This window comes from Amycolatopsis sp. 505 (genome assembly GCF_031625235.1).
In the GTDB taxonomy this organism is placed as follows: domain Bacteria; phylum Actinomycetota; class Actinomycetes; order Mycobacteriales; family Pseudonocardiaceae; genus Amycolatopsis.
The window spans coordinates 288,500-300,950 of sequence record NZ_JACKQP010000012.1; the positions used below are offsets into that span (position 1 = coordinate 288,500).

13 protein-coding genes are annotated in these 12,451 nt (G+C 70.8%); 10 read left to right on the plus strand and 3 right to left on the minus strand.

Annotated features, from left to right (window positions below):
* Positions 1-95 precede the first annotated feature (95 nt).
* Positions 96-1,490 (minus strand): glycoside hydrolase family 28 protein, encoded by a 1,395-nt coding sequence (locus H5965_RS38720; RefSeq protein ID WP_310976015.1) that lies wholly within the window; start codon positions 1,488-1,490, stop codon positions 96-98.
* 159 nt (positions 1,491-1,649) lie between these two features.
* Here H5965_RS38720 and H5965_RS38725 point away from each other — a divergent pair, with 159 nt between their 5' ends.
* The gene (locus tag H5965_RS38725; protein WP_310976016.1) at positions 1,650-3,194 is read left to right on the plus strand and encodes a long-chain fatty acid--CoA ligase; all 1,545 of its coding nucleotides are present in this window, start codon (positions 1,650-1,652) and stop codon (positions 3,192-3,194) included.
* Complete coding sequence (locus tag H5965_RS38730; RefSeq protein ID WP_310976017.1) at positions 3,194-3,742, plus strand: TetR/AcrR family transcriptional regulator; 549 nt, start codon at positions 3,194-3,196, stop codon at positions 3,740-3,742. The genes H5965_RS38725 and H5965_RS38730 overlap by 1 nt, the downstream gene beginning before the upstream one ends.
* Positions 3,743-3,775: 33 nt before the next feature.
* Here the strand turns inward: H5965_RS38730 and H5965_RS38735 are convergent, their stop codons facing one another.
* The gene (locus H5965_RS38735; protein ID WP_310976018.1) at positions 3,776-4,177 is read right to left on the minus strand and encodes a PPOX class F420-dependent oxidoreductase; all 402 of its coding nucleotides are present in this window, start codon (positions 4,175-4,177) and stop codon (positions 3,776-3,778) included.
* Positions 4,178-4,333: 156 nt separating this feature from the next.
* Here H5965_RS38735 and H5965_RS38740 point away from each other — a divergent pair, with 156 nt between their 5' ends.
* Together H5965_RS38740 and H5965_RS38745 are read left to right on the plus strand one after the other, a co-directional pair.
* Entirely contained in the window at positions 4,334-5,539 is a 1,206-nt protein-coding gene (locus H5965_RS38740) for a glycosyl hydrolase family 8 (protein WP_310976019.1), read from the plus strand.
* 66 nt (positions 5,540-5,605) lie between these two features.
* The gene (locus H5965_RS38745; RefSeq protein ID WP_310976020.1) at positions 5,606-6,187 is read left to right on the plus strand and encodes an NADAR family protein; all 582 of its coding nucleotides are present in this window, start codon (positions 5,606-5,608) and stop codon (positions 6,185-6,187) included.
* Here H5965_RS38745 and H5965_RS38750 read toward each other — a convergent pair.
* The gene (locus H5965_RS38750) at positions 6,148-7,131 is read right to left on the minus strand and encodes a Gfo/Idh/MocA family oxidoreductase (RefSeq protein ID WP_310976021.1); all 984 of its coding nucleotides are present in this window, start codon (positions 7,129-7,131) and stop codon (positions 6,148-6,150) included. The genes H5965_RS38745 and H5965_RS38750 overlap by 40 nt on opposite strands.
* A 97-nt stretch (positions 7,132-7,228) precedes the next feature.
* Between H5965_RS38750 and H5965_RS38755 the strand changes: the two genes are divergently transcribed.
* The 6 genes from H5965_RS38755 (at position 7,229) to H5965_RS38780 (ending at position 12,450) form a co-directional block, all read left to right on the plus strand.
* Positions 7,229-8,176 (plus strand): ABC transporter substrate-binding protein, encoded by a 948-nt coding sequence (locus tag H5965_RS38755; protein WP_310976022.1) that lies wholly within the window; start codon positions 7,229-7,231, stop codon positions 8,174-8,176.
* Positions 8,163-9,041: an amino acid ABC transporter permease gene (locus tag H5965_RS38760; protein WP_310976023.1), complete on the plus strand. Its 879-nt coding sequence runs from the start codon at positions 8,163-8,165 to the stop codon at positions 9,039-9,041. Before H5965_RS38755 ends, H5965_RS38760 begins: the two co-directional genes overlap by 14 nt.
* Positions 9,034-9,801 carry an amino acid ABC transporter ATP-binding protein gene (locus H5965_RS38765; protein WP_310976024.1) on the plus strand — a complete coding sequence of 256 codons (768 nt, stop codon included), beginning with the start codon at positions 9,034-9,036 and terminating at the stop codon, positions 9,799-9,801. Before H5965_RS38760 ends, H5965_RS38765 begins: the two co-directional genes overlap by 8 nt.
* On the plus strand, positions 9,798-11,516 hold the full coding sequence (locus H5965_RS38770) for an aminotransferase class V-fold PLP-dependent enzyme (protein WP_310976025.1): 1,719 nt from the start codon (positions 9,798-9,800) through the stop codon (positions 11,514-11,516). The genes H5965_RS38765 and H5965_RS38770 overlap by 4 nt, the downstream gene beginning before the upstream one ends.
* A gap of 44 nt (positions 11,517-11,560) precedes the next feature.
* Positions 11,561-11,938 carry an effector-associated constant component EACC1 gene (locus H5965_RS38775; protein ID WP_310976026.1) on the plus strand — a complete coding sequence of 126 codons (378 nt, stop codon included), beginning with the start codon at positions 11,561-11,563 and terminating at the stop codon, positions 11,936-11,938.
* A 128-nt stretch (positions 11,939-12,066) separates the two neighbouring features.
* Positions 12,067-12,450 carry a hypothetical protein gene (locus tag H5965_RS38780; protein WP_310976027.1) on the plus strand — a complete coding sequence of 128 codons (384 nt, stop codon included), beginning with the start codon at positions 12,067-12,069 and terminating at the stop codon, positions 12,448-12,450.
* Position 12,451 lies beyond the last annotated feature (1 nt).

Sequence of the window (12,451 nt, forward strand, 5' to 3'; positions counted from 1 at the left end):
CCGCCGGTGCAAGGCGGCGGCAGGCGGTGGCCGGATCACCGCCAGGTCAGTTCCGCGACCCGGCCACCCGCTACGCCAAACCGGGCGCCTACCACCTAGACCGGCTTTCCGTTCACCGTCACGTTCGAGAGGGTCACGTCCCGCGCGTTCGTGATCTGCGGCGCCGGCGTGTCGATCCTCGTGAACGTGCTGTCCGCCAAGCGGAACCCCGTCAGCGGGCTCTCCGCGGCGCCGCTGATCTTCAGCGCGAACGGGGAGTCGTCGAGGTGGAGGTCGCGCAGGTCGAGGTCGCGGATCACCGGCTGGACGATCGGGCCGTAGCCCGGGCCGGTGAGGCTGTAGTTCATGTCGACGTAAATCGCGCCGCGGTCGACCGGGCCGCCGGTCAGGCGCCGGACGTGGATGTCCGAGACCACGCCGCCGCGCCGCGGGTTCGTCTTGACGTACACGCCGTAGAACGACTTGTACGACGACCCGGCGTGGATCCGGTTGTCCTGCGCGAAAACGTTGCGGACGCCGCCGGACATCTCGCTGCCGACGGTGATCGCGCCCCAGCGGCCGAAGTAGTCGTTGTCCTCGATGACGATGTCCTCGCTCGGCACGCCGATGCGGCGGCCGTCGGTGTCGCGGCCGGACTTGATCACCGTGCCGTCGTCGCCGGTGTCGAAGGAACAGCCGTGGATGTGCACGTCCGCGCAGCTCTCCGGGTCGACGCCGTCGACCATCGCGCCGCGGGAGTAGACCGTCACGTTCCGGACCGTCACGTTGCGGCACAGCACCGGGTGCACCGTCCACATCGCCGGGTTGCGCAGCGCGACGCCCTCGACCAGGACGTTGCGGCACCGGTAGAACTGGATCAGGTTCGGCTTGAGGAAGTGCTTGTCGCCGAACACCCGCTGCGCCACCGGTACGCCGTCGGCCGCCTGCTGCTGGAGCCGGTCCCAGTCCGGGCCGCGCTTGCCGTCGAAGTCGAACCAGGGTCCGGCCGCGGCGTTGCCGTCGATCGTGCCGGAGCCGGTGACGGCGACGTCGGTCTCGTCGATCGCGTAGAGGAACGGCGAGTAGTTGTGACACTCGATGCCCTGCCAGCGCGTGAACACCACCGGCAGGTAGGACGCGGCGTCGCTGCGGAAGCGGATCGTGCCGAGCACGTGCAGCTCCACCCGGGACCGGAGGTGGATCTTGCCCGTGCGGAACTTCCCCGCGGGGACCAGCACGCGCCCGCCCCCGGCGGCGTGGCACGCGGCGATCGCCGCTTCGAACGCCGGGGTGCAGTCGGTCGTGTTGTCGCCGACCGCGCCGTAGGACCGGATGTCGAAGACGCGGTCCGGGAACACCGGCGGCGTGATCCGGCCGAGGATCGCCGGTACGCGCGCCCACGGGTCGCCGGGGTCCGCGTGCGCGCTCGCCGGGCCGAACACCGCGCCCGCGGCCAGCAGCCCGCCCGCCGCGCCCGCGGCCTTCAGGAACCCACGCCGGGTGCTCGCCATCCGAAGCCTCCTCGATCGCCGTCGTCATACATCATGTACAGCATGTGATATTCCGACATCACGGTCAAAAAAGGTTCCGCTGACCGGTATTGACGCCCGCCGCGCCGCGGCGCACCATAGACCGGTCTATGGTCCAGCGCCGGCCCGAAGGGGGCTCCCATGCCCGAAGACGTCCGCCCCCGGGTCCGGTTGTTCGGCGAGCTCCTGGCGCACTGGGCACGCGAGCGTCCCTCGGACCCGGCGCTGATCTTCGGCGACCGGACGTGGACGTGGGCGGAGTTCGACGAGCGGGTCCGGCGGCTGTCCGGCGCCCTCGCGGCCGCCGGCGTCGCCCGGGGCGACCGGGTCGCGTTCGTCGACAAGAACCACCCCGCGTGCCTGGAGACGACCTTCGCGGCGGCCGGGCTCGGTGCGGCCAACGCCGTGGTGAACTGGCGGCTGTCCGGCGATGAACTCGCCTACGTCCTGGCGGACGCGGGTGCGAAGGTCGTCTTCGTCGGCGCCGAACTGCGGCCCGCCCTCGACGCGATCCGCGACCGGCTGCCCGCGGTGGAACGGGTGGTCGTCGTCGGCGGGGACGCCGACGAGTACGAGGCCTTCCTGACTTCCGCCGCGCCGCACGCCGGCAGCGACGTCGGCACCGACGACGGCGTGCTCGTCATGTACACCAGCGGCACCACCGGCTTCCCGAAGGGCGCGGTGCTGACCCACCGCAGCGTCCTCGCGCACGGCCTGGCCGCCGGGACCGCGTTCCCGATCGGCCCGGGCGACGTCAACCTGGTCGCGATGCCGCTGTTCCACGTCGGCGGCAGCTGCTACGCGGTCTCCGGTTTCCTGTACGGCGAACCGTCGTACCTGACCCGCGAGCCGGACGCCGCGTCGCTGTTCGCGGCGCTGCAGGCCGGGATCACGCACGCCTTCCTGGTGCCCGCCGTCGTGGCCGGGATCGCCCAGGCCGGCGAGGCCGCGCTCCAGGCGTTCTCCCGGCTGAAGTACCTCTGCTACGGCGCCTCGCCGATGCCGCTCCCGTTGCTGCGCACAGTGCTCGCGGCTTGGCCGGAGGTCAAGTTCGCGCAGGTCTACGGCATGACCGAGCTGTCCGGCGCGGTCACCGCCCTCGACCCGGAGGCGCACCGCGACGCGTCCCGCCCCGAACGGCTGGCTTCGGCGGGTACCGCACTGTCCGGAGTGGACCTCCGGATCGTCGACCCGGTCACGGCCGAGGACGCCGAAGTCGGCGAGGTGTGGGTGCGCACCGAGCAGCGGATGGCGGGCTACCTCGGCAAGCCCGAAGCGACCGCGGAGACCATTGTGGACGGCTGGGTCCGCACCGGCGACGTCGGGCGCCTGGACGACGGCGGGTTCCTGTTCCTCGAGGACCGCGTCAAGGACATGATCATCACCGGCGGCGAGAACGTCTACTCGCCCGAGGTCGAGCGCGTGGTGGCGGAGTTCCCCGGCGTCGCCGAGGTGGCCGTGATCGGCATCCCGGACGACCGCTGGGGCGAGCAGGTCAAGGCCGTCGTGGCCGGCGAGCAGCTCGACGCCGAGAAGATCGTGGAGTTCTGCCGCGAGCGGCTGGCCCACTACAAGTGCCCGCGCAGCGTCGACGTCGTGGCCGCGTTGCCGCGCAACGCCACCGGCAAGATCCTCAAGCGTTCGCTGCGGGAACCCTACTGGCGGGACCGGGACCGGAACGTCTGATGCCGCCGGTCACCCGGCACCGGTACTTCGAGGCCGCGCTGGACGTGCTGGCGCGGCACGGGTTCACCGAGCTGAACGTCGGCGCGCTGTGCCGCGGCCTCGGCGTCACGAGCGGGTCGTTCTACCACCACTTCGGCGGCTGGCCGGGCTTCGTGGCGCAGCTGCTGGACCACTGGGAGAACCGCCAGGTGCGCATCCTGCGCGAGCGCAAGTTCGGCACCGGCGGCCCGGCGGCCGACTTCGCGGCGCTGATGGACCTCACCCTCGGGCTGCCGCACGAGGCCGAGGCCGCCATCCGCGCGTGGGCGCGGAACGACGAAACCGTGCGCGCGGTGCAGAAGCGCGTCGACGACGCCCGGCTGCGGACGGTCGGCAAGGCGGTCGAGGGGATCGTCGGCGACCGGGGGCTGGCCCGGACGCTGACGTCACTCGGGATGGCGATGCTGGTGGGGCACCAGCAACTGGCGTCGGCGGGGGAGCACGGCGAGCTGACGGAGCTGCTCGCGGAGTACACCCGGCTGGTGCACTCCCGCGCGGACGGCGGTTAGAGCTGGGTTCGGGTTCGCTGCGAAGTCCGCGGATCAGGCGTTGCCGAGCACGCGGGTGACGGTGATCTCGATGACCACCCGCTGCGGGTTCGGCTTGGGCTGCCGGTAGCGGGCGGCGTACCGGTTTTCGGCGTCGCGCACCGATTCCGGGTCCTCGCGCAGCACCGCACGTCCCTCCAAAGTGGACCAACGCGGGCCGTCGAGCTGGCAGACCGCGACCGGGATCCCGTCCGCGCCCGCGGCGCGCACGAGCCGGGCCTTGACCGACGGGGCGAAGGTGATCACCCGGGCGAGGCCGGCCTCGAAGTCGACGGTGACGCCGACCGCGACGACGTGCGGGGTGCCGTCCGGCCGGACCGTGGTCAGCGTGGCCAGGTGGCGCTCGGTCCAGAACGCGCGGAAGTCCGGCCCGCGGCCGTCGAGGTCGATCGTCATGACGTCCACGCTAGTCCGTCCGGGTGGGGTGGGCGCGTGCGGATCCACTCAGGGTAATAGTAAGGAAAGTTTCCTAACACTCTTGACCTGGTCTTGAACCTTCTGTCACGCTTCGAACCACCTCGCCGCAGCCAACGATGTCTTAACGGAGGAGCCATGAAGAGAGTCGTCCGGGCGGCGGTGGTTTCGGCCGCGCTGGCCGCGGGGCTGCTGAGCGTGCCCACGTCCGCGTCCGCGGCCGGCACGCCGTACGTGCCGGGAACGCTGCGGCCGTCGGTGTCACAGGCCACGCAGGACGCGGCCCTGCAGAAGTACTACGACTTCTGGAAGAAGAACTTCCTGACCACCAAGTGCGGCAGCGGCACGTACGCGGTGCTGTCCAAGGACGCCGACCACTCCTTCGTCGCCGAGGGCGAGGGGTACGGCATGACGATCTCGGCGATGATGGCGGAGAAGGACCCGCAGGCACGCGCGATCGTCGACGGGATCCTGAAGTTCGTGAAGGCGCACCCGTCGGTCAACAACAAGGACCTCCACGCGGCCGAGCAGGACTCGAACTGCAAGAGCGTCAACGGCAGCGATTCGGCCACCGACGGCGACCTCGAAATCGCCTACGGCCTGCTGATCGCGGACAAGAAGTGGGGCAGCGGCGGCGCGGTGAACTACAAGGCCGAAGCCGTCCGGATCATCAACGCGATCAAGAAGAGCGAGGTCAACGGCACCACGAAGTTCACCTTGCTGGGCGACTGGGGCAACGACGCGGAGTACAAGAACAGCTCCCGTTCGTCGGACTGGATGCCGGGCCACCTCCGAGCCTTCGCGGCGGCGACCGGGGACAGCTTCTGGACGTCGGTCCGCACCCGTTCGGAGACGGCGGTGACCCAGCTGCAGTCGTCGTACGCGCCGAACACGGGACTGCTGCCGGACTTCGTGGTCAACACGAACTCGACGCCCAAGCCGGCGCCGTCGAACTTCCTGGAGGGGCCGTACGACGGCAAGTACAGCTGGAACGCCTGCCGCGACCCGTGGCGCCTGGGTGCGGACGCGATCTCGGCCTCCGGAAGCGCGGCGGCGGGCCAGGTCCGCAAGATGAACGCGTGGATCAAGTCGGCGACGGGCGGGGACCCGGCGAAGATCCAGAGCGGGTATTCGCTGTCGGGGTCGAAGACGGAAAGCGGGCAGCACCCGTGCTTCACGGCACCGTTCGCGGTGGCGGCGATGACGGACCCGGGTAGCCAGGCCTGGCTGGACAAGCTGTGGACGGCGGTCTCGTCCTGGTCGCCCGATGCGACGGATTACTACGGGACCGGGATCACGGTTCAGGTGCTGTTGATTTTGAGCGGCAACTACGTGGCCGCGTAGGAGCGTGCCGGCCGTCTCGCGCTATTTCGGGTGCGGGGCGGCCGGTTCGTGCGTGAAACTGGTGGCATGGTTCGCCAACCCCGGAGTGTCGAAGAGCTGACCCGCGCGCTCGACGCGGGCCGGCGGTTCAAGTACGTGTACTTCTGGGGGCACCGGCCACCCCGCGGCGGCGGGGTGGGCGCGGGGTGTTTCAGCCAGTGGTGGCCGGCGCCGTTCGAGATCGACGAGGTCCGCTACGCGACGGCCGAGCACTACATGATGTGGCGCAAGGCGAAGCTCTTCGGCGACGACGAGGTGGCCGCCCAGGTGCTCACGGCGGTGCACCCCAAGCAGGCCAAGGATTTCGGTCGCCGGGTACGTCGCTTCGACGAGGAAACGTGGGTCGCCCACCGGTACCGGATCGTGGTCGAGGGGAACGCGGCGAAGTTCGCCCAGCATCCGGAGCTGGGGCGCTACTTGGCCGGAACCGGCGAACGCGTGCTCGTGGAGGCGAGCCCGGTGGACCGGGTGTGGGGCATCGGCCTGGCGGCGGACGATCCGAGCACCGGGAACCCGCGTACGTGGCGGGGGCTCAACCTCCTGGGCTTCGCGCTCGGAGAGGTCCGGGCTCAGCTCGGCTCGCGCAGCGGCAAGCCGGCCGCCCGGTAGATCTCGTCGATCACCGTCATCGTCTCCACCGCGTCCGCCGCCGAGGTCTTCACCGGGGCGCCCTCCAGCACCGCCGCCGCGAAGGCGTCCAGCTGGTACGCGTACGTTGCCCGGCGGGGGAACTTCTCCGTGCGCTTCACCCCGTCGATCTCCACCGTGAAACGGTGGTACGCCTGGGGCATCAGCGGGTTGACCACCCGGATCGACCCACGGGAGCCGGTCACCGAAGCGCTGATCTTTAACACCGATGACGACCACATCGAGCACTTGATCCGGCCCGTGTGGCCCGAGGGGTACGCCAGCTCCGCCGTCATCGCGCGGTCCACCTGCGGCGACCGCAGCCGGGCCGTGGCCGACACCACCGTCGGCGTTTCGCCGCCGAACAGGCGTGCCATGTGGACCGCGTAGCAGCCCGCGTCCATCGTGGCCCCGCCCGCCAGTCCGTAGTCGTAGCGGATGTCCGAGAACTTCGGCAGCGGGAAACACACCGCTGTCTCGACCCGCTGCAGCGGACCCAGCTCGCCCGCGGCCACGATCTCCTCCACCCGCAGCGCCAGCGGGTGGTACCGGTAGTGGAACGCCTCCATCACCACCCGGTCCGACGCCGAAGCCAGCTCGGCGATCTCCCGGGCCTCGGCCGCGTTCGCCGTGAACGGCTTTTCGCACAGGACGTGCTTCCCCGCCTCCAGGGCCGCTCGCGTCCAGCGGCCGTGCAGGCCGTTCGGCAGCGGGTTGTACACCGCGTCGATGTCCGGATCGGCCAGGAGATCCTCGTACGAAGCGAACACCCGGGGAATCCCGTGCCTGGACGCAAACGCTTGCGCGCGTTCCGGGGACCGAGCCGCGACCGCGGTCACCGACACCGGGGAAACGGCAGAAGCAGGCTTGACCAAGGCCGCGGGCGCGATGCGAGCCGCCCCCAGGATGCCGATCCGCAGGCTCATGTCCGCGAAGCTAGCACCGGCCAGGATTTCAACAGACAGTTGACCTCTTCAACAACGAGTTGTAGCGTGCCAGCCAGCCGAACAGTGGAGGTCCGTTATGTCCCGTTCTCGTACCGTGCAGGCGGTGTTGCTGGCGAGCGTCGCCGTGCTGGTGACGGCTTGTGGTGGCGGCCCGGACGGCGCGGGCGGGACGTCGCAGGCCGCCGGCGCACCCGCGTCCGGCATCCCGGACACCGCGGCGATCGTCCAGGGCGTGCAGAAGGACGCCCAGCTCAACGCCGCTCTCCCGGACACCGTCAAGCAGGCCGGCCTGCACCTTGCCTCGAACCTGCAGTCCGCGCCGAACAACTTCTACGCCGCCGACGGCAAGACCCCGATCGGCTACGAGGTCGACCTCGCGAAGGCCATCGCGGCCAAGCTCGGCGTCGCCGTCACGCACCAGGACATGGCGTTCGGCTCGCTCATCACCAGCCTCCAGTCCGGCCGCATCGACCTCACCATGGCCGGCATGAACGACACCAAGGCCCGCCAGCAGCAGATCGACTTCGTCGACTACTTCACGTCCGGCATCACGATCATGATCCGCAAGGGCAACCCCGACGGCATCACCGGCCCGGACACCCTCTGCGGCAAGAACGTCGCCGTCGTGCAGGGCACCAGCCACCAGAAGTTCGCCGCCGAGCAGAGCACGAAGTGCACGCAGGCCGGGAAGCCCGCCGTGAACGTCACCGCGACCGACAGCGACAACCAGAACCAGAACCAGCTGCGCACCGGCCGCGTGCAGGCGATCCTCAACGACCTCCCCAGCGCCGTCTACATCTCGCGGACGGCCGGTGACGGCAAGTTCTTCGAGGTCGTCCCCGGCGAGCCGATCGACGGCGGCCCGTACGGCATCGGCGTCAACAAGGCCAACACCGCGCTGCGCGACTCCGTGCAGAAGGCGCTCCAGGCCCTGATCGCCGACGGCACCTACGGCAAGATCCTGCAGGCCTGGGGCGTCGAGCAGGGCGCGATCAAGGAGGCTGCCATCAATGGCGGCTCCTGAACCACTGCCGATCGTCCGCCTGCGGCACTGGGGCCGCTGGGTCGCCGCCGCGATCATCATCGCGCTGCTCGTCCTGCTGGGCCTCGCCCTCGGCAACGCGCAGATCGAGTGGAACCAGGTCCCGGACTTCGTCTTCTACAAGGTGATGGCGACCGGCCTGCTCAACACCGTCGTCCTCGCCGTGCTGTCCCAGGCCGTCGCGATCGTGCTCGGCATCGTCATCGCCCTGCTGCGCCGCAGCGCCAACCCGGTCGCCCGGTGGTTCGCCGCCGGGTACATCTGGATCTTCCGCGGGCTTCCGGTGCTGCTGCAGATCCTGCTCTGGTACAACCTGGCGCTCGTCTTCCCGGTCATCGACATCCCGTTCCTCGTCCACGAGCAGACGAACGTCCTGATCAGCGCGTTCACCGCCGCGTTCCTTGGCCTGGCGCTCAACGAAAGCGCGTACATGGCCGAAATCGTCCGGGCCGGCCTGAACAGCGTCGACAGCGGCCAGACCGAGGCGGCGAAGTCGATCGGCATGACGCCGGCCGCGACGCTGCGCCGGGTCGTGCTGCCGCAGGCCATGCGCGTGATCATCCCGCCGACCGGCAACGACTTCATCAACATGCTCAAGGGCACGTCGATGGCGTCGGTGATCGGTGTGACCGAGCTGATCCACGCGGCCAACAACATCTCGTCCAACAACCTCCTGGTGATGGAGACGCTGCTGGCCGCGGCCGTCTGGTACATGGTCGTGGTGACCGTCGCCGGCGTCGGCCAGCACTACCTGGAACGCGCCTTCGGCCAGGCCGACCGCGGCCCGCTCGCCCGCGCGGGCAAGGCGCTGCGCGGCGTGCCGCTGGTGAGGAGTGCCCGTGTCTGAACCCCTGCTGCGCGCCGTCGGCGTCCGGAAATCCTACGGCCACACCGAAGTCCTCGGCGGCATCGACCTGGACGTCCACAAGGGACAGGTCGTCTGCCTGCTCGGCCCGTCCGGCGCCGGCAAGAGCACGTTCCTGCGCTGCATCAACCACCTCGAGACCATCGACGCCGGCCAGATCTGGGTCGACGGCGAGCCGATCGGCTTCCGGCAGCGCGGCGGCAAGCTGTACGAGCTGCGCGAACGCGAGGTGGCGCGCCAGCGGCGTGACATCGGCATGGTGTTCCAGCGGTTCAACCTCTTCGCGCACCGGACGGCCCTGGAGAACGTCGTCGAAGGACCGATCCGGGTCCTCGGGCTGCGTGCCGAAGACGCCCGGAAGCAGGGCCTCGAGCTGCTCGACCGGGTCGGGCTGGCGCACCGCGCCGACGCCTACCCGGCGCAGCTGTCCGGCGGCCAGCAGCAGCGCGTGGCGATCGCGCGGTCGCTGGCGATGAAGCCGAAGCTGATGCTGTTCGACGAGCCGACGTCGGCCCTCGACCCGGAGCTGGTCGGTGAAGTGCTGGAAGTCATGAGTACGTTGGCGGGGGAGGGGATGACGATGGTCGTCGTGACGCACGAGATGAGCTTCGCCGCGGAGGCGGCCGACGAGGTGGTGTTCCTGGCCGACGGCGCCGTCGTCGAGACCGGGCCGCCCTCGGAGGTCCTGAGCGCGCCGAAGCACGACCGCACCCGGCAGTTCCTGGCGAGGATCCTCGCGTGAGGAGGATTTCGCCCCGCTACCTGCTCCAGTTCGACGAGCCCGCCGGCTACCTCGACTTCGCCCGGTTCGGCCCGCCCTCGCACGCGGTGCTCGACACGACGGCCGCCCTGCTCGACCAGGCCACCACGGCCGGTCCGTCCACTGTGGACGAGCTGATGCGGCAGGAGGTCCGGGCCAAGGCCGCCGCCGCGCGGCTGTCCGGCTCGGACACCGACCACACCGTGCTGCTGCCCAACACCAGCCTCGGCCTGTTCCAGGCCGCGTTCCACAGCACCGGCGAGGTGCTCGTGTCGGCTTCGGAGTTCCCGGCCAACACCTACCCGTGGGCTCGGGCCGAGCAGGCCGGACGGCTGCGCGTGCGGCGGCTGACCAGCGGGTACGTGACGCCCGAGCGGGTCGCGGCGGCGCTGACGCCGGAGATCACGACGGTCAGCGTCAGCGCGGTCGACTTCCGCACCGGCTACCGTGCCGACCTCGCCGCGCTGCGCGAGGTCGTCGGCGACCGGCTGCTGGTCGTCGACGGCATCCAGGGCTTCGGCGTCGTCGACGAGCCGTGGGAGGTCGCCGACGTCCTGGTCGTCGGCGGGCAGAAGTGGCTGCGTGCGGGCTGGGGGACCGGCTTCGCGGTGCTGTCCGACCGCGCGCTGGACCGGATGGACCCGGTGCTGTCGGGCTGGACCGGCGCGCGCGACCCGGGCCTGTTCGACGACGAGATCCACCCGCCGGACGCGACCGCCCAGGCCTGGTCGATCTCCAACCTCAGCCCGATCACCTCCGGCGCGTTCGCCGAGGCCCTCGAACTGGTCGAGGAGGCCGGTGTCGGTGCCATCGCGGCGCGAATCGCCGAGCGGCTGGCCTCCTTCGAAGAGGTCCTGGCCGCCTGCGGCGCCGAAGTCGTCTCGGCGGTCGACCGCCGCGCGGGGATCCTGGCGTTCACCCTGCCCGGCCACCCCGCCGAGCAGGTCGGCGCGGCGCTGGCGAACGCCGGGATCGCGGCGACCGTGCGCCCCGAGCACGTCCGGCTGTCACCGCACGCCTCGACCCCGGCGGCGGCCGCGGACCTGCTCCGGTCCGCGCTGGAGACGTTGACGCGGCCGCGCGAACCCCTGGTGGTCCCGGCCGCGGGGGCGACCACGCACGACGTGCTCACCGCGCTGGTGCCGGCCATCCCGGGCCTCGCGGCGATGCTCGGCCCGGGCAACGAAGTCCTGCTGCACGACCTGAGCCGGCTGCCGGACTCGATCATCGCCATCGCCGGCGACCTCACCGGCCGCAGCGTCGGCGGCCCGATGACCGACCTGCTGCTCGGCCTGGTCCGCCGCGGCACCACCCAGGACCTGACGAACTACCGCACGCACGGCCCGGACGGCCGCCCGATCCGCTCCTCGACGCTGTTCCTGCGGGACGCCGACGGGGTCGCGGTCGGCTGCCTGTGCGTCAACAGCGTCGAGGAGGCCGCGGCGCCGGGCGGCAACGGCGAGCCGGAGACTTTCCCACCGGACGTCGACAGCCTGCAGCGGTTCCTCGTGGACCGGGCGGTGACGAAGGCGGGCATCCCGGTGGACCTGATGAAGAAGCGCCACAAGGCGGCCGTGGTGCGGGAGCTCGACGAAGCCGGTTATTTCCTCATCAAGGACGCGGTCGACCACCTGGCCGGCCGCCTCGACGTCACCCGCTACACGATCTACAACTACCTCAACGAGATCCGCGCCTGATCGGCCGCTTGCCACCCGCGCGTTCCGGGCGGACCATGGCGCGCATGACCGAATCGGACACCCGGGCCCTGGTCCGGCTCGAAGCGGACGGCGAGGCGGACGCCGAAGAGTTCGACCTGCTCGCCCGCCGCCTGCGCGCCGAGCTGGGCGGGCTGGACGTGGACGTGCAGCCGGTGCCGGGCGAGCTCCCCCCGGGCGCGAAGGCCGCGGACCCGGTGACGATCGGCTCGTTGATGGTGGCGTTCAGCGCGGCGGGCGGCGTGTTCCCCGGGCTGGTCGAGACGTTGCGCGAGTGGCTGGGCCGCCAGGCGGGCAAACACAAGATCAAGGTGACGATCGACGGCGACACGGTAGAGCTGGAGCGGGCGACGACGGCCGAGCGCCAGCAGCTGATCGACGCCTTCGTCCGCCGCCATGGCTAGCCGCCACGCCCTGCTGATCGCGACGGAGACCTACGCCGACCCGGCCCTGCGACGCCTGACCGCACCGGGCGGGACGCGCGCGCGAGCTGGCGGCGGTCCTGAGCGACCCGGCGATCTCGGCCTTCGAGGTGACGACGCTGGTCGACCAGCCCCACCACGTGGTGGGCGCGGCGATGGCCGACACCCGCCGCGACAGCCTGATGTTCAGGGTACTGGCGGCGGAGCTGGTCGACCGCGCGATGGCGGGCTGCCCCTCGCGGCAGAAGGTGCTGGTGCTGGACTGCTACAGCGGCGCGTTCCCGACCGGCCGCCTGGCGAAGTCGGGCACGGACGTGCACACGCTGGAGCGCTTCCAGAACCGCGGCCGCGCGGTCCTGACGGCCTCGGACGCCACGCAGTATTCGTTCGAAGCCGACGCGGTGGTGGGCTCGGCGGCCCGCTCCGTGTTCACCAGGCACCTGGTGGCGGAGATGCCCCGGCAGCGGCCGAAGCACCAGTCCGATGTGGAGTGAC

Excerpts from the sequence above, each read along its gene's own strand:
- H5965_RS38755 (WP_310976022.1), top strand. The coding sequence starts at position 7,229 with ATGTCCCGTTCTCGTACCGTGCAGGCGGTGTTGCTGGCGAGCGTCGCC.
- H5965_RS38735 (WP_310976018.1), bottom strand. The coding sequence starts at position 4,177 with ATGACGATCGACCTCGACGGCCGCGGGCCGGACTTCCGCGCGTTCTGG.
- H5965_RS38725 (WP_310976016.1), top strand. The coding sequence starts at position 1,650 with ATGCCCGAAGACGTCCGCCCCCGGGTCCGGTTGTTCGGCGAGCTCCTG.
- H5965_RS38740 (WP_310976019.1), top strand. The coding sequence starts at position 4,334 with ATGAAGAGAGTCGTCCGGGCGGCGGTGGTTTCGGCCGCGCTGGCCGCG.
- H5965_RS38750 (WP_310976021.1), bottom strand. The coding sequence starts at position 7,131 with ATGAGCCTGCGGATCGGCATCCTGGGGGCGGCTCGCATCGCGCCCGCG.
- H5965_RS38745 (WP_310976020.1), top strand. The coding sequence starts at position 5,606 with ATGGTTCGCCAACCCCGGAGTGTCGAAGAGCTGACCCGCGCGCTCGAC.
- H5965_RS38730 (WP_310976017.1), top strand. The coding sequence starts at position 3,194 with ATGCCGCCGGTCACCCGGCACCGGTACTTCGAGGCCGCGCTGGACGTG.
- H5965_RS38775 (WP_310976026.1), top strand. The coding sequence starts at position 11,561 with ATGACCGAATCGGACACCCGGGCCCTGGTCCGGCTCGAAGCGGACGGC.
- H5965_RS38760 (WP_310976023.1), top strand. The coding sequence starts at position 8,163 with ATGGCGGCTCCTGAACCACTGCCGATCGTCCGCCTGCGGCACTGGGGC.
- H5965_RS38720 (WP_310976015.1), bottom strand. The coding sequence starts at position 1,490 with ATGGCGAGCACCCGGCGTGGGTTCCTGAAGGCCGCGGGCGCGGCGGGC.